The 15,670-nt window shown below is 72.5% G+C and carries 13 protein-coding genes and 2 pseudogenes; 8 read left to right on the top strand and 7 right to left on the bottom strand.

Annotated elements, in window-relative coordinates:
• Window positions 1-236, top strand: a pseudogene (locus tag ACNAYW_RS09705) (mannitol dehydrogenase family protein); the annotation flags it as partial.
• A 12-nt stretch (window positions 237-248) separates the two neighbouring features.
• On the opposite strand, the gene xylB reads toward ACNAYW_RS09705, so the two are convergent.
• Window positions 249-1,664, bottom strand: coding sequence for a xylulokinase (gene xylB / locus ACNAYW_RS09700; protein ID WP_415849493.1), 1,416 nt, complete (start codon window positions 1,662-1,664; stop codon window positions 249-251).
• Between the two features lie 92 nt (window positions 1,665-1,756).
• Here xylB and aztD point away from each other — a divergent pair, with 92 nt between their 5' ends.
• Both aztD and coaE read left to right on the top strand, forming a co-directional pair.
• A complete protein-coding gene (aztD, locus tag ACNAYW_RS09695; protein ID WP_415849492.1) occupies window positions 1,757-3,019 on the top strand; it encodes a zinc metallochaperone AztD in 1,263 nt (420 codons plus the stop codon).
• A 9-nt stretch (window positions 3,020-3,028) separates the two neighbouring features.
• The gene (gene coaE / locus ACNAYW_RS09690; RefSeq protein WP_415849491.1) at window positions 3,029-3,955 is read left to right on the top strand and encodes a dephospho-CoA kinase; all 927 of its coding nucleotides are present in this window, start codon (window positions 3,029-3,031) and stop codon (window positions 3,953-3,955) included.
• Here the strand turns inward: coaE and ACNAYW_RS09685 are convergent.
• Both ACNAYW_RS09685 and ACNAYW_RS09680 read right to left on the bottom strand, forming a co-directional pair.
• Window positions 3,931-4,491 (bottom strand): SWIM zinc finger family protein, encoded by a 561-nt coding sequence (locus ACNAYW_RS09685; protein ID WP_415849490.1) that lies wholly within the window; start codon window positions 4,489-4,491, stop codon window positions 3,931-3,933. The genes coaE and ACNAYW_RS09685 overlap by 25 nt on opposite strands.
• A gap of 1 nt (window position 4,492) precedes the next feature.
• Complete coding sequence (locus tag ACNAYW_RS09680) at window positions 4,493-6,058, bottom strand: DEAD/DEAH box helicase (protein ID WP_415849489.1); 1,566 nt, start codon at window positions 6,056-6,058, stop codon at window positions 4,493-4,495.
• A gap of 216 nt (window positions 6,059-6,274) precedes the next feature.
• Here ACNAYW_RS09680 and ACNAYW_RS09675 point away from each other — a divergent pair, with 216 nt between their 5' ends.
• Window positions 6,275-7,033, top strand: coding sequence for a TetR/AcrR family transcriptional regulator (locus tag ACNAYW_RS09675; RefSeq protein ID WP_415849488.1), 759 nt, complete (start codon window positions 6,275-6,277; stop codon window positions 7,031-7,033).
• Between the two features lie 3 nt (window positions 7,034-7,036).
• Here ACNAYW_RS09675 and ACNAYW_RS09670 read toward each other — a convergent pair whose 3' ends face one another.
• A complete protein-coding gene (locus tag ACNAYW_RS09670; RefSeq protein WP_415849575.1) occupies window positions 7,037-7,495 on the bottom strand; it encodes a DUF402 domain-containing protein in 459 nt (152 codons plus the stop codon).
• A 449-nt stretch (window positions 7,496-7,944) separates the two neighbouring features.
• Here ACNAYW_RS09670 and ACNAYW_RS09665 point away from each other — a divergent pair, with 449 nt between their 5' ends.
• The 4 genes and pseudogenes from ACNAYW_RS09665 to ACNAYW_RS09650 form a co-directional block, all read left to right on the top strand.
• On the top strand, window positions 7,945-8,976 hold the full coding sequence (locus tag ACNAYW_RS09665; protein ID WP_415849487.1) for a TRM11 family SAM-dependent methyltransferase: 1,032 nt from the start codon (window positions 7,945-7,947) through the stop codon (window positions 8,974-8,976).
• A gap of 54 nt (window positions 8,977-9,030) precedes the next feature.
• On the top strand, window positions 9,031-11,193 hold the full coding sequence (uvrB, locus tag ACNAYW_RS09660; protein WP_415849486.1) for an excinuclease ABC subunit UvrB: 2,163 nt from the start codon (window positions 9,031-9,033) through the stop codon (window positions 11,191-11,193).
• A gap of 152 nt (window positions 11,194-11,345) precedes the next feature.
• Window positions 11,346-11,394: pseudogene (locus tag ACNAYW_RS09655) on the top strand (universal stress protein); the annotation flags it as partial.
• 1 nt (window position 11,395) lies between these two features.
• Window positions 11,396-11,789 (top strand): universal stress protein (locus tag ACNAYW_RS09650; protein ID WP_415849485.1); only part of this gene is annotated, 394 nt, incomplete at its 5' end.
• A gap of 26 nt (window positions 11,790-11,815) precedes the next feature.
• Here ACNAYW_RS09650 and ACNAYW_RS09645 read toward each other — a convergent pair.
• The 3 genes from ACNAYW_RS09645 to ACNAYW_RS09635 form a co-directional block, all read right to left on the bottom strand.
• Window positions 11,816-14,056 carry a HelD family protein gene (locus ACNAYW_RS09645; RefSeq protein ID WP_415849574.1) on the bottom strand — a complete coding sequence of 747 codons (2,241 nt, stop codon included), beginning with the start codon at window positions 14,054-14,056 and terminating at the stop codon, window positions 11,816-11,818.
• Window positions 14,057-14,213: 157 nt separating this feature from the next.
• Window positions 14,214-14,489 carry a hypothetical protein gene (locus ACNAYW_RS09640; RefSeq protein ID WP_415849484.1) on the bottom strand — a complete coding sequence of 92 codons (276 nt, stop codon included), beginning with the start codon at window positions 14,487-14,489 and terminating at the stop codon, window positions 14,214-14,216.
• A complete protein-coding gene (locus tag ACNAYW_RS09635; RefSeq protein WP_415849483.1) occupies window positions 14,486-15,664 on the bottom strand; it encodes an FAD-dependent monooxygenase in 1,179 nt (392 codons plus the stop codon). The genes ACNAYW_RS09640 and ACNAYW_RS09635 overlap by 4 nt, the downstream gene beginning before the upstream one ends.
• Between the last annotated feature and the right edge of the window lie 6 nt (window positions 15,665-15,670).

Here is a 15,670-nt window from a genome sequence, read left to right as displayed (position 1 = left end):
GTTGCGAGGGATTCGACGATGCCGGCGCCCCGATCGTGCCGGCCGACCGGGAGGCGGACGCGCTCGCGCGGCGCGCCCTGGCCTCGCGCACGGATCCGCTCGCCTTCGTCGCGGCGCCGGACCTGTTCGGCGATCTCGCCGACCGTCCGGGATTCACCGAGCCCTACCTGGCGGCGCTGACCGCGTTGCGCGCATCGGGTGCGCGCGCCGTGCTGCAGGACCTCCTCGCGCGCTAGATCCCCTGCCGCTCACGGGCGGTCGAGCACCAGTGCGGCCGCCTCTCGATACCGTGCGTAGACCTCCGGGGTGGCGGCGGCGGTGCGGGACTCGGCGCTGGGGCGCGGCCACTCCGGCGCCCGGTCGTCGCCCCCGAGCGCCCACGCCGCCTGGCGCGCGGCCCCGCGGGCCACGTACTCGCCGTCCGCGGGGAAGTCGACGGCGCGGCCGAAGATCGCGGGGGCGATGTCGCGCACCGCGCGCGACCGGCCACCGCCGCCCACCACCAGGATCCGCTCGATCGCCGTGCCCTGCTCGGCGATCGCGTCGAGGCAGTACTGCAGGGAACAGAGCAGGCCCTCGACGGCGGCGCGGGCGATGTTCTCCCGGGTGAGGTTCGTGCCGGTCACGCCCTGCAGCGAGCCGGTGGCGTTCGGCAGGTTGGGGGAGCGCTCGCCGGCGAAGAAGGGCACCAGGACGAGGCCGTCCGCGCCGGGCGGTGCGGCCAGCGCGAGCCGCGCGAACTCTCCGAGGTCGGCGCCCAGCATCCGTGCGGTCGCCGCCAGGACCGGGGCGCCGTTCAGAGTGCAGACCAGCGGCAGGTGGTGCCCCGTCGCATCGGCGAATCCCGCGACGATGCCGGAGGGATCCCGGGGCGCCGTCGCCGTGACTGCGCTGACCACGCCCGACGTCCCGAGGGAGACGATGCAGTCCCCGGGCCGGGCGTCGAGCCCGAGCGCGGCGCCGGCGTTGTCGCCCGCTCCGGCGCCGAGCAGAGTGCCCCGGCGGAGCGGGCCGGCGTCGCCGACGACCGGTACGGACTCCGCAGGGCCGAGCACCCGGGGGAGCGCCGGCCGCCGTCCGCGCAGCGCGAGTTCAAGGAGGTCCGTGCGGTATTCGCCGGTCGCGGCGCTGAAGTAGCCGGTGCCGGAGGCGTCGGATCGATCCGTGGTGAGGTCGTCCAGCACGCCGCCGCCGAGCCGCCACGTCAGCCAATCGTGCGGCAGGCAGACCGCGGCGGTCGCGTCCGCGCGTTCGGGTTCCGCATCGGCGAGCCAGCGCAGTTTCGCCGCGGTCACGGCGGCCACGGGGACGACGCCCACCGCGTCGGCCCACTCGTCGGCGCCGCCGAGGTCGTCGATCAATTGATCCGCCGCGGCCGCGGACCGGGTGTCGTTCCACAGCAGTGCGTCCCGAACGACGGCGCCGTCCCGATCGAGGCACACCATCCCGTGCTGCTGCGCCCCCACCGAGGCGGCTCTCACGTCGTCGAGCGCGCCCGCGTTCCGCGCGGCCACGGTGAACGCCTCGAGCCATGCGGCGGGCGCGACCTCGGTCCCGGGCGGGTGCGGAGCCGATCCGGACCGCACGACCTCGCCCGAATCCGCATCGCACACCACGACTTTGCAGGACTGGGTGGACGAATCGATTCCGGCGACGAGGGGCACGTCTCCATCCTCCCAGACCACCGCGGAGTCCATGCACGTATCGCCATGGTGATCTTTGACAATGATTTTCATCAGCGATTACACCTGTCGTCATGCCCAAGCACCTGTACCTCGCCGCGCCCCTCCTCGCCGCCGCCCTGGTGGCCGCCGGATGCGGCTCCTCCCAGTCGGACCCGGCACCGTCGTCGACCAGCGCGTCCGGCCCGGACGCCGACGCTCCCGGCGGCGCGACCGAACAGCGCCGTGCCGCACCGCGCCTCGCCGTCACCTACGAGGGCGGGGTGCAGATCCTCGACGCCGCCACGTTCGAGCGCGTCGCCGACTTCCCGGGCGAGGGCTACCTGCGCGTGAACCCCGCGGGCGACGGCCGGCACGCCTTCCTCTCCGAGGGTGACGGCTTCCGCCTCCTGGACCTCGGATCCTGGTCCGCGCCCCACGGCGATCACCAGCACTTCTACACCGCGGCGCCCCGTCGGACCGATATCCGGATCGACGCGCCCGAGCCCGGCCACGTGGTCCGGCACGACGGCCGCACCGTGCTCTTCTCCGACGGCACCGGCGCCGTCACGTCGTTCGCCTCGGACCGGGTCGGCGACCCGAACGCGCCGCGTACGACGTACACCGCGCCGAAGCCGCACCACGGCGTCGCCGTCGAGCGGGCGGACGGCTCGATGCTCATCACCCTCGGCGACGAGAAGACCCGCACCGGCGTCGCGATCCTCGACAAGGACCGGAAGGAGATCGCCCGCAACGAGCAGTGCCCGGGCGTGCACGGCGAGGGCGCCGCCGAGGGCGGCGTCGTGCTCTTCGGCTGCGAGGACGGCGTGCTCGTCGTGCGCGGCAACGAGATCGTCAAGACCACGGCGCCGACGCCCGGGTACGCGCGCACGGGCAACGTCGCCGCCACCGAGGCGCACGCCGTGGTGCTGGGCGACTACAAGGTGGACAAGGCCGCCAAGCCCGAGCGTCCCACCCGGGTCAGCCTCATCGACACCCGCACCGGCGCCGTGAAACTCGTCGACCTGCCCGCCTCGTACAGCTTCCGCTCGCTCGCGCGCGGCCAGTTCGGCGAGGCGCTCGTGCTCGGCACCGACGGCGTACTCCGCATCCTCGACCCCGAGACCGGGGCCGTCGTGCGGGAGGTGAAGGCCACCGCACCCTGGACCGAGGACGCGAACTGGCAGGAACCGCGCCCCGCCGTGTTCACGATGGGGTCCACCGCGTTCGTCACGGAGCCCACCACCAAGGCGATCGTCGCGATCGACATCCCCTCGGGCAAGGAACTGCGCCGCGGGACCCTGGAGCACACCCCCGACGAGGTGTCTGGCGTCACCGGGGTCGGCGCGACTCACTAGTCTGAGGGCATGTTGCGGATCGGGCTCACAGGCGGCATCGGCGCGGGCAAGTCGACGGTGGCGAAGGAACTCGCCGCCCTCGGCGCCGTGATCGTGGACGGCGACAAAATCGCCCGCGAGGTGGTCGAGCCCGGTACGCCCGGGCTGGCCGCGCTCGTCGAGGCCTTCGGGAACGAGATCCTCGCCGAGGACGGCAGCCTCGACCGGCCCGCTCTCGCGGCGATCGCCTTCTCCGACGACGAGTCCCGCGCGAAGCTCAACGCGATCACGCACCCGCTCGTGGGCGCGCGGTCGGCCGAGCTGATCGAGGCGGCCGGCCCGGACGCCGTGATCGTGCAGGACATCCCGCTCCTCGTGGAGAACAAGGTGGCGCCGATGTTCCACCTCGTGATCATCGTCTGGGTCGACGCCGAGGAGCGGGTCCGCCGGCTCGTGGGCTCGCGCGGCATGGCCGAGGACGACGCCCGCGCCCGCATCGCCGCGCAGGCCACCGACGAGCAGCGCCGCGCCGTCGCCGACGTCTGGCTCGAGAACACCGGCACGGAGGACGCCACCCGCGCCGCCGTCCGCGCGCTCTGGACGGAGCGCATCGCCCCGTTCGCCGCGAACGTCGCCGCGCACCGTCCGGCGACCGGCGCCCCCCGTGTCGAGGACGCGGCGTACGACGAGCGGCTCGTCGGGCGGCTGTGGGTCACTCTCGGCGCCGACGCCGCGTCCGTCACGGCCGACGGTGCCGAGGCCGTCGTCGTGCTCGCCGACGGCGTGACCGTCGAGGCGGTCGCGGACCGGCTCGCGGACGCGGGCTTCGCGCCGACCGGCGCCGGGAGCGGAGCGAGCGGGTCGAATGGAGCCGGCGCGGGCGAGTTCGCGAGCTCCGACCCGGGGCGCGCGGTCTCGGTGCGGGTCCGGACTCAGCCAGGGGCCGGCGCCGCGTAGTAGTCCCGCGCGTGCAGCGCGGCCAGCGGCGTCCAGCGCGGAGCCGGCCGGGCGTCGTCCGTCTCGTCCGCGGCCGGCGCCGCGCCGTAGGTCTGGATCGTCAGTGCGGTCACGGGCTCGTGGTCGACGAGCGTCGCCAGGGCGTACGCCGCGGCGAGCACGTGCACGCACATGGTGCTGCGGGCCGTGCACGAGCAGTCGGCGGCGTCGAGGACCGGTGCGGGCCGCAGCCCGCGGGCGACGAGCGCAGCGTGGATCGCATCGTCGGGTTCGGTGCGGGACCCCAGTTCCTCGCGCAGCGCCGCCGCGACCGCCGGTGCCATCGCGGCGAATTCGAGGTGCGCGACCGAGGCGCTCGCGCCGCTGTGCACGAGCGCCGTGACGCGGCCGCCGTCGAACGTGAGCGTGACGCCGCCGTTGCGGGCGAGCATCCGGGCGCGGGGCGCGTGCGTGTTCGGGGTGCGCGCCGAGATCGGCTCCGCGATGCGGACGAGGTCGGCGCCCCACGTGGTGAATCCGAAGGGGTTCGTGGCCATCTCAGTTCTCCCGGTTCCGGCGCAGCACGTCCATCAGGCGCTCGTCGTCGAGCGCGGCGAGTTCGGTCACGATGGACCCGTCGTCGGCGTGCACGCCGAGAAGGGCCTTGCGCCGGTGCATCTCGTCGATGTGCTCCTCGATCGTGGTCGCCGTCGTCAGCGTGGTGACGGTGACCGGCCGGTCCTGGCCGATGCGGTGCGCCCGGTCGGTGGCCTGCGCCTCCACCGCGGGGTTCCACCAGCGGTCGTAGTGGAGTACCTCGCTCGCCCGGGTGAGGGTGAGGCCGGTGCCGCCGGCCTTGAGGCTCATCACGAGGATCCCCGGGCCGGTGCCGGCCTGGAAGGCGTCGGCGATCGCGGACCGCTGGGCGACCGGCATCCCGCCGTGGAAGAACGGCACGGCCTCGCCCACCAGCGTGGATGCGGCCGCGGCCAGCAGCTCGCCCGTCTCCCGGTACTGCGTGAAGACGAGGGTCGGGCGGTGCGCCGCGACGTTCGCCTCGAGGATCTCCATCGCCACGTCCAGCTTGCCCGACCGGCCGCGCTCCGGCGCCGGGGCGGCACCGTCGACCAGGCCGGGGTGGTTGCAGATCTGCTTGAGCGCGGTGAGCACCGCGAGCAGGCGGCCGTGCCGCTCCAGCCCGCTGCCGAAGCCGTCGTCCGCGGCGCGGGCGAGACACGCGTCGTAGCGGCGCGCCTGCTCGTCGCTGAGGTCGCACAGCACCGGGTTGTCGATCTTCGGCGGGAGCGCGCCGGCGGCCCGGTCCTTGGTGCGCGCCAGCATCACCGGCGCGACAGCGGCGCGCAGGCGTCGCAGGGCGCCGTCGTCCCCGGACTCCACAGCGCGGGTGAATCGGCGACGGAAGACCGCCTTGACCGGGAACATCCGCGGGGCGACCACCCGGAGGATCGCCCACAGGTCGTCGAGGGAGTTCTCGATCGGCGTGCCTGTGAGGGCGATGCGGAACTCGGCATCCAGTTCCCGCGCGGCGCGCGAGACCTGGGTCCGCGGGTTCTTCAGGGTGTGCGCCTCGTCGAAGACGACGGCGGTCCACCGGGTGGCTGCGAGCTCGGCGGCCGAGAGGCGGAGCCGGGCGTAGGAGACGACCGTGACGTCGTCCTGGAGGCCGGGGGCGAACCGCGCGATCTCCCGCCGCCAGTTGGTGGCGAGGCTCGTGGGGCACACCACGAGGTACGGCCCGGACCCGAGCCGGGTGAGCGCCGCGATCGCCTGCAGCGTCTTGCCGAGGCCCATCTCGTCGGCGAGCAGCGCACCGCCGTGATCGTGCAGGGTGCGGAGCAGCCAGGCGACGCCCGCGGCCTGGTACGGGCGCGGCTTCGCATCGATGGTGGCCTCGAGCGAGGCGGCCGTCGCGAGGGTGTGGGCGTAGGCGGTGGCCGCGTAGGCGGCGGAGGTGACGGCGGTCCCCGTCGGGTCCGGCTCGGCGTGGGCCGCGATCGGCAGCGGTGCGTCGTCGCCCCTCCCGCGCGCGCTCCAGGCGGCGAGCGATGCCGAGGGCCGGGCGGCGCCGGGCAGCGCCGTGACGTCGACGAGGTCGCAGCGCACGTCCGTGACGGCGAGCGCACCGTCGACGGGGACGACGAGGGGCAGGGCAGTGGCGCGGGCGGGGTCGTCGAGGTGATGGGAGGACCAGAGGGCGAACTGGTGGAGGTCCGGGAGGTAGGTGACTTCGAGGCTCAGGGTGCGTCCTTCGCGGAGAGTCGAATAGAGTACGTTGTACGGAGTACTGGAACAGTGTACACAGTACGGAGAAAGGTGTCCATGGATCCCGAGGACGAGGGCCGCGCGCTGGTCAGGCTGCTGTGGAGGGCCGAGGCCGGCGAGCCCACGCGGGGGCGGAAGGGGCCGAAGCAGCGGCTCACCGTCGACGAGGTGGTGAACTCGGCCATCGATCTCGCCGACGCGGAGGGCCTGCCCGCCGTCACCATGCGCGCCCTCGCCGCGCGCCTCGGCGTGGGGCCGATGAGCGTGTACACCTACGTGCCGACGCGGGACGTCCTCGTGGCGCTCATGGTCGACGCCATCGCGGCGGCGCAGGCACCCGCCGAACGCGCGCGCACTCTGCGCGAGTCCCTCGCCGCCCTGGTGCGCGCGCGGCGCGACGAGTATCTCGCGCACACCTGGCTGCTGGACGCACCGTCCTGGCGCGACGTGCTGGGGCCGGGGAGGATCGCGCAGTACGAGGCGCAGCTCGCGCTCCTGGAGGACCTGCCGATCAGCGACCTCGAACGCGACTGGCTGATCGTGCTGCTCGAGAGCTTCGCCGCGGGCGCGGCCCGAAGCTCCGGGGCACGCGGTGCGGCGTCGCGGCCGATGACCGACGCGCAGTGGTGGGAGGTCGTGGGGCCGGAACTGGCGGCGGTCATGCCGCCCGGGAGGTATCCGCTCGCGGGGCGGGTCGGCACCGCCGTCGGCGAGCACTACAGCGGGCCCGGGGATCCCGATGCGGGCTTCGAGCTGGGCCTGGAGGTGCTGCTCGACGGGCTGGAATCGAGGATCCCCGGCCTGCGGGAACGGTAGTGGTCAGCGCCAGCTGATCGGCGCGCCCTCCGCGGCGAGCCAGGCGTCCACGCTGTGACCGTGCGCGGCGGTGCCCGCGACGGCCCGGACGGCCGCGTGCACAGCGCGCTCGCAGTCCTCCCCGCTGAGCAGATCCGCCGCCGCTGCGGCGAGCAGTTCGTCGACGTCGATCAGCTCGATGGGGCGCCCCGGGCGCTCCACCAGATCGAGGTACCAGTCCTCGGTGTGCCAGAGGTTCTCGTCGCGCCACACCCGCGCGACGTCGAGGTACACGCGCTGATCCTGCTCGTGGCCGGGGGTGAAGTGGAAGACGGTCGCGCGCAGGTCGAACGCCGGGAGCAGCCAGGATTCGACGGCGGCGAATCGCGGGTGGTCCGCGTGCCGGTAGAAGTACAGCCCGAAGGGCGTCTCCCGGAACTCCTCGACTTCGCGGACGAAACCCTTGGGGTCGGTGTTCGTCATCGCCGGCGGGTCGAAGACCTCCCGCTTGGGCGGATGGATCGCCCCGTCGTCGACCGCGGCGTCGGCGGCGAGCCGCAGCACCAGCGTCACCTCGGTGCGCCCACGCGGGCGACCCGCGACGGCTCCGGTGGGGCGGAACCCGTGGCGGCGCAGTAGCGCACCGAGGGCTTCGTCATGGGTGCGGACCAGGATCCCGTCAAGGCCGGTGGCCCGCCCCCGCGCCGCGTCGAGGAGTGCGGGTACGGCGTCCTCCGCCGCGTCGAGCACCGTCAGATCCAGCCAGCCGGCGCCCACCGCGCCGATCGCCGCCGCCCCGTCGACGGTCAGCTCGAAGGTCACGTCCGCGTCCATTCGTCCACGATACGACGCCTCGTGCGGATTCCCGGGTGGCGGCGACACCGGGACCAGGTGGGGCGTTCGGTCCGGACGCCCCACGTACGATCTCTGCCGTGCCCCAGTACCTGCTCCTTCCCGCCCCCGCCGCCAACCGCGTGTACGCCGAGGCCGCGGCGTCGATGGTGCGCGCCGAGCTGACCGTGCTCAGCCGCGGCGCGCTCGCCGGTCGGGTCGGCCCCGTCGAGACCACGACCGTCGCCGGCGTGGAGTACCTCTCCTTCGAGGCCGACGCGCTGACTGAGCGCGACCTCGGCTTCCTCGGCCTGGCCTCCGCGTTCTACGCGCTGTTCGCGATCGACGGCGAGCTGCTGCGGCCCGTCGCCGTGCCCTCGCCCGAGAGGTACCCGTCCGACCTGCTCACCATCCTGAAGTACCAGGGCAAGACGAACGAACAGTTCACGCGGCTCGTGCTGAACGTGACGGCGGCGTCGACCGCGCGACCCGACGGCCTGCTCGACGGGTCGCTGCGCGTGCTGGACCCGGTGTGCGGCCGCGGCACCACGCTGAGCCAGGCCGTGATGTACGGGCTCGACGCGGTGGGCATCGACGTCGACACCAAGGACATCGAGCTCTACAGCTCCTTCTTCACCACCTGGCTCAAGGACCACCGGTTCAAGCACGCCGCCGCGACCACGCCGGTCCGGCGCGAGAAGTCGGTGATCGCGAAGAAGTACGAGGCCGCCTTCGCCGCCGAGAAGGCCGACTACCTGGCGGGGAGGAAGCAGACGCTCACCTGCTACGCCGCGGACACCCTGGTGACCTCCCAGCTGGTCAAGCCCGGCACCGTCGACGTGGTGGTCGGCGACCTGCCCTACGGCGTACAGCACGGCAGTCGCGGACCGCGCGGACTGGTGCGCGACCCGCTCGACCTGCTGGACGCCGCTCTGCCCGGGTGGGCGACCCGACTGCGCGCCGGCGGCGCGATGGGCCTGGCGTGGAACACGCGCGTCGCGCCCCGGGGCCGGGTCGCGGAGCGCCTGGAGTCGGCGGGTCTGACGGTGCTCGACGGGCCCGGGTACGACGATCTGCGGCACCGCGTGGACCGGGCGATCACGCGGGACGTGATCGTCGCGCGCAAGGACTGAGGCGTCGGCGGCGCTCGCCGGAAACTTGTCGGTGGGGCGGCCTACCCTGGACGCATGGCATTCGCGGCAGAACAACCGGTGGTGGCGCACTCCGAGCACCGGCCCATCGGGGAGATCGAGCGGGCCCCGGCGGAGTTCACGGTGGTCAGCGAGTACGAGCCGGCGGGCGATCAGCCCACGGCGATCGCGGACCTCGAGCGCAGGCTGCGCGCGGGGGAGCGGGACGTGGTGCTGCTGGGTGCCACCGGAACCGGCAAGTCGGCCACCACGGCCTGGCTGATCGAGAAGGTCCAGCGCCCCACGCTCATCATGGCGCCGAACAAGACGCTCGCCGCGCAGCTGGCCAACGAGCTGCGGGCGATGTTGCCGCACAACGCCGTCGAGTACTTCGTCTCGTACTACGACTACTACCAGCCCGAGGCGTACATCGCGCAGTCCGATACGTACATCGAGAAGGACTCCTCGATCAACGACGACGTGGAGCGGCTGCGGCACTCCGCCACCTCGTCGCTGCTGTCCCGGCGGGACGTCGTGGTGGTGGCCTCCGTCTCCTGCATCTACGGTCTCGGCACGCCGCAGAGCTACCTCGACCGGTCCGTGCAGCTCGAGGTGGGGATGGAGGTCGATCGGGACGCGCTGCTGCGGCTCCTGGTCGACGTCCAGTACTCGCGCAACGACACGGCGTTCACCCGCGGCTCGTTCCGGGTCCGCGGCGACACGGTGGAGATCATCCCGTCGTACGAGGAGCTCGCGATCCGGATCGAGTTCTTCGGCGATGAGATCGAGGCCCTGTACTACCTGCATCCGCTCACCGGCGACATCGTGCGGCAGGTCGAGGACCTGCGCATCTTCCCGGCGACGCACTACGTCGCGGGCCCCGAGCGGATGGCCCGCGCCATCGAGGGGATCGAGGCCGAGCTGGAGGAGCGGCTGGCGGAGTTCGAGCGGCAGGGGAAGCTGCTCGAGGCCCAGCGGCTGCGGATGCGCACGCAGTACGACGTGGAGATGATGCGGCAGGTCGGGTTCTGCTCCGGCATCGAGAACTACAGCCGGCACATCGACGGCCGCGAGGCGGGTTCCGCGCCGGCCACCCTCATCGACTACTTCCCGGAGGACTTCCTCCTGGTGATCGACGAGTCGCATGTGACCGTCCCGCAGATCGGCGCGATGTTCGAGGGCGACGCGTCGCGGAAGCGCAACCTCGTGGACTTCGGTTTCCGGCTCCCGTCGGCGGTCGACAATCGCCCGCTCACCTGGGAGGAGTTCGCCGCGCGCATCGGACAGACCGTGTACCTCTCCGCGACGCCGGGCCAGTACGAGCTGGGGCAGACGGGCGGCGAGTTCGTCGAGCAGGTGATCCGCCCCACCGGTCTGGTCGACCCGCAGGTGGTGATCAAGCCCACCAAGGGGCAGATCGACGACCTGATCCACGAGATCCGCGACCGCACCGAGCGCGACGAGCGCGTGCTCGTCACCACGCTCACCAAGAAGATGGCGGAGGACCTCACCGACTACCTGCTGGACGCGGGGATCCGGGTCCGCTACCTGCACAGCGATATCGACACGTTGCGCCGGGTCGAGCTGCTGCGGCAGCTTCGGCTCGGCGAGTACGACGTGCTGGTGGGCATCAACCTGCTCCGCGAGGGACTCGACCTGCCGGAGGTCTCGCTGGTGGCGATCCTCGACGCCGACAAGGAGGGCTTCCTCCGCTCCACCACCTCCCTCATCCAGACGATCGGTCGTGCGGCCCGCAACGTCTCCGGCGAGGTGCACATGTACGCCGACAAGGTGACCGAGTCGATGCGGGTGGCGATCGAGGAGACCGAACGCCGCCGCGAGAAGCAGATCGCGTACAACACGAAGATGGGCGTCGATCCCAAGCCGCTGCGCAAGAAGATCGCCGACATCCTCGACCAGGTGTACACGGAGGCGGACGACACCGAGCAGGCGATCGGCGGCTCCGGCCGCAACGCCACCCGCGGGCGCCGCGCCCAGGGCGAACTGCGGTCCGCGTCCGCCGTGAGTGCCGGCATGTACGAGGGCGAGGACGTGAAGTCGATGCCGCGGGCCGAGCTCGCGGACCTGATCTCCGAACTCACCGACCAGATGATGAACGCCGCGCGCGAACTCCAATTCGAGCTCGCGGGGCGTATCCGCGACGAGATCGCGGACCTGAAGAAAGAGCTCCGCGGAATGGACGCCGCCGGTTTGCAATGACGTGCAAATCGCAGGACTCCGCCTGATCCGGTGTGTTCCCCGCCGCAAACTGCCTGTTCCCGGGAAGGATGGGGCTATTGTGTCGGAGAAGTAATGCTAGGGCATTCCCATGCAGACCTCCGCTGGAGAAACGTAGAGAAAGAGGAGACTCGATGAGTGGCTACAGCACGATCGTCGTCGGCACCGACGGCTCGGAGTCGTNGCTGCGCGCCGTGGAGCGCGCCGCGGCACTGACCGGCGACGCGAAGCTCGTGATCGCCTGCGCCTTCCTGCCGAGCGAGGGCGCCGATCCGGCGGCCGCCGACATCCTGGGTGCCGACGCGTACCAGCTGCAGGGTGCCAACCCCGTCAACGACATGCTGCGCACCGCCGAGGGGCGCGCCGTCCAGGCCGGCGCCACCAACGTCGAGAAGCGGGCCATCAAGGGTCAGCCCGTCGACGCGCTGCTGGACCTGGTCAAGTCGCTCCCCGAGCCGGCCCTCCTGGTCGTGGGCAACAAGGGGATGAACTCCCTGACCGGTCGTCTGCTGGGCTCGGTGCCCTCGGACGCCGCCCGCAAGACCTCCGTGGACATCCTCATCGTCCACACCACGTAGTTCAGGCACCGAACACGCGGAGGCCGTCAGGCCTCCAGAGCGCGCACAGCGCGCGGCAGCGACCCGGACGTGACCACGGTCAACGTCTGGGTCGCTCGCGTCAGGGCCACGTACAGGTCCCGCAGGCCCCGGTCGAACTCCACCTCGGCGGGCTCGCCGACGATCAGCCCCGGTTCCACCACGATCACATGGTCGAACTCGAGGCCCTTGGCGTCGTGGACGCTCATCACCCGCACGGTCGGCGACGTCAGGCGCCGCAGCGGGGCCAACAGGCCCGAGGGGGCCAGCACGGCCGTCAGCCGGTCGTCGTCGCGCGGCAGCACGTCGCGCACCGCCTCGGCTAGCGGCCGGGCCCCGTCGAACCGGACCAGGCGTGGCGGCTCCGCGCCCGCCCGGACGGACGCCGGTGGCGAGAGCGTCGGATCGATCTCCGCCAGCACGTCCGCCGCGAGATCCATGACCTCCTTGGGCGTGCGGTAGTTCACCGTCAGCTCGGACACCGTGAACCGCCCGGGCACGTACGGGTCGAGCGCCTCGCCCCAGCTGGTCATCCCCGCGGCGTCGCCGGTCTGCGCGGTGTCGCCGACCAGTGTCATCCACCGGTTCGGGCTGCGGCGCATGAGCATTCGCCAGGCCATCGCCGAAAGCTCCTGCGCCTCATCGACGATGACATGACCGAAGGTCCACGTGCGGTCGTCGCGGGCACGGTCGGCGGTCGAGTTGAACTCGCGCACCGTCTGCCGCTGCGCGAGCTGCTCCGCGTCGATCAGGTCGTAGGCCATGAGGATCTCGGCGTCGAACTCGTCGTCCAGATCCTGTGGCGCCGAACCGGTCAGGATGTCGAGCGCCTCCTGCGCCTCCTCGAGCCGCTGCCGCCAGAGGCGCTCCGCTTCGTCGGCGTCCGCGTCGTCGTCGCCCAGGAACTCGGCGATCTCGTCGAGCAGCGGGGCGTCGGCGGGGGAGAAGGCGGGTTTGCCGTCCGCGCCCGTCGTGGCGTCCCGGCGGAGCTCGGCGCGCTCGCCGTCCGTGAGGTCGGGGGCCGCCTCGGCCAGGCGGTCCTCGTCGCGCAGCAGCTCCGTGAGCACGCGCTGCGGGGTCAGCGCCGGCCACAGCTGATCGAGCGCACCCAGCACCTCGCGGTCCTGCGCCAACTCGTCGCGGATGTCGGAGATGTCGGTGCGGGAGAGCAGCATCGTGTTGTCCACGACCGACGAGCCGATCGTCGCCGCGTGCTGGGCGGCCAGGGCGTCGAGCGCGGACTGCCGGAAGATCGCGCGGGCGGTGTTGTGCGGCCGCCGCGACGAGCGGGCGCGCCCGCGGGCACGGGTGGCGAGCTTCTTGTCGATCGTGAGCGGGTAGCCGTCGAACTTCAGCACGATCGGCTCGTCCGGCACCGTCTGCCAGCCCCGGACCGCCTGCTTCATGACCTCGGCCATGGCGGTCGAGCCCTTGAGCCGCGCTGCTGCGGCGGTGTCCTCGAGGGTCGCGACGACGCCGGGGAACAGGTCGCCGATGGTGCTGAGCAGCACGCCGGTCTCGCCGAGGCTGGGGAGCACCTGGCTGATGTAGGTGAGGAAGGTCTCGTTGGGCCCGACGATGAGCACGCCGGTGCGCGAGAGGTTCTGCCGGTACGTGTAGAGGAGGTAGGCGGCGCGGTGCAGCGCGACGGCCGTCTTGCCGGTGCCCGGCCCGCCCTGCACCACGAGCACGCCGCGGTGCTCGGACCGGATGATCGCGTCCTGCTCGCGCTGGATGGTCTCCACGATGTCGGCCATGTGCCCGGTGCGCGCGCGATTCAGTGCGTCCACCAGCGCCGACTCGCCGGCGACGTTGGACCCCAGTCCCTGCCCGGCGTCGGCATCGTCGCCCCCCTCGCCGGTGAGGGTGAGGCGCTCCGCGACCACCCCCGTGAGGTCCCGGCCCCGCGTGCGGACGTGGCGGCGCACCGCGACCCCCTCCGGCTGCGCGGGCGTGGCCAGGTAGAACGGGCGGGCGAGCGGCGCGCGCCAGTCGAGCAGGAGGGTGCTCAGGTCCTCGTCGTCATCGAGGACGCCGATCCGGCCGATCCGGCGGACCGCGTCGGACGAGCCCGCGTCGGCGTCGGCCATGTCAAGGCGGCCGAAATACAGGTTCTGCTCGGCGGCGTCGTACTTGGCGATGTCGTCGGTGTACAGCTGGTGATAGGAGTCCCGCTCGGAGATCTCCTGCGGGTTCTCGCCGACCTCCTGCAGGTTGTCCGTCCGGCGACGGTTGGCGGTGTCGCGCATGGAGTCGATCCGGGCGTACACGCGATCGAGGTGGGCCTGCTCCTCGGCGAGCAGGGGATCGACGGCGTCGGTGGTCACTGGACTCCTCGTGAACGGCAGCGATGAATCAGACCGTCCATTGTCCACGATCCGTGGGCTCCGCGCTGTGACCCGGGTGTCACCGCCGGAGGATCGTCTTCACCATGAGGTAGCCGAGCACGAGGACGAAGGCCAGGAGGATGAGGCCGACGGCGAGGCTCGTTCCGTCGTCGCGCCCCACGAACGCGTAGCCGACCGAGGGCACGCCGATGAAGGCGAGGAGGAACAGGATCGCCGCGGCGCGACGGGTGCGCCGGTTGTCCGGCGCGGGAGTCTCGACGGTGCCGGAGCGCAGGCGTTCGCGCGCGCTGACCGCGTCGACGGGCTCGTCGGCGTCGTTTCCGTCGCGGTTCACGTCGAGTCACCTCCGGGGTAGTCGGGCAGGTCGATGCCGTTGATCGCGCGCTCGATGACGGCCATGTCCCACTCCTCGGGCGAGGTCGCCGGCGGTGCGCCGGGGGCGGGTACGGTGCGGCTGGCCGCGTTCCACTGCGCGACCTGCTGGTTCGCCTCCACCATCGGGCGGAGGAGGCGTTCGTAGGCGGCGAGGGCGGGAGCCGGTCGCCAGTCCGCCGCGGCGAGTTCGCCGGCGAGCACGTAGGCGCCGACCAGCGCGAGGCTCGTGCCCTGCCCGGACATCGGCGAGGAACAGAACGCGGCGTCGCCGAGGAGGGCGACGCGCCCCGTGGACCACCTGTCCATGACGACCTGCGCGACCGCGTCGAGGTAGAAGTCGTCGGCGGCGTCGGCATGAGCGAGGATCCGCGGGGTGAGCCACCCGAGCCCCGCCATCTTCGCGCGGAGCAGAGCCTTCTGAACATCGGGCTCGCGGTTCGCGAGTTCCGCCTCGGTGGCGGCGAAGGAGAACAGCGCCATGCCCAGCGCGGCGTCCCGGATCGGGCGCAGACCCGCCGATCGGCCCGGGACCACGCAGTCGAGCAACCAGCGGTCGAGGCCGAACTCGTTGGGCACCGTGTAGAAGGCCATCGCGTGCCCGAGGTGGCGCACGTACCGCTCGTGCGGCCCGAAGGCGAGGGCCCGCACGGACGAGTGCAGGCCGTCGGCGCCGACGACCAGGTCGAACCGTCGGGTTCCGCCGCCCGCGAGGGTGACGTCGACACCGTCGTCGTCCTGGGTGAGCGCGACCACCCGGTCACCGAACAGGTACGTCACCCGGTCGCGGGTGGCCTCGTAGAGCACCTCGGAGAGGTCGCCGCGGAGGATCTCGATGTCGGCGATGAAGCCGTCGCCGCCGTCGTCCTCCGCGCTGAAGGTCTGCAGGACGGTGCCGTCCTCGTCGACGAAACGCGCGCCCGCGGTCGCGGTCCGGGCCGCGCGGACGGCCCCGTCGAGCCCCATCCGGCGGATCACCTCCCGGGCCACCCCGCGGGCGTCGACCGCCTGCCCGCCCGGGCGGAGGCCGGGAGCCCGTTCGACGACGGTGACCTCGGCTCCGTTGCGCGCGAGCCAGTGCGCGAGCGCGGGGCCGGCGATGCTCGCGCCGGCGATCAGGATCCTGGGTGCGGTCATGGGGCT

This window comes from Tsukamurella ocularis, assembly GCF_965138335.1.
Classification (GTDB): Bacteria; Actinomycetota; Actinomycetes; order Mycobacteriales; family Mycobacteriaceae; genus Tsukamurella; species Tsukamurella ocularis_A.
Note: the sequence above shows the minus strand (reverse complement) of the source record. Positions and strands in the feature narration are given on the sequence as shown.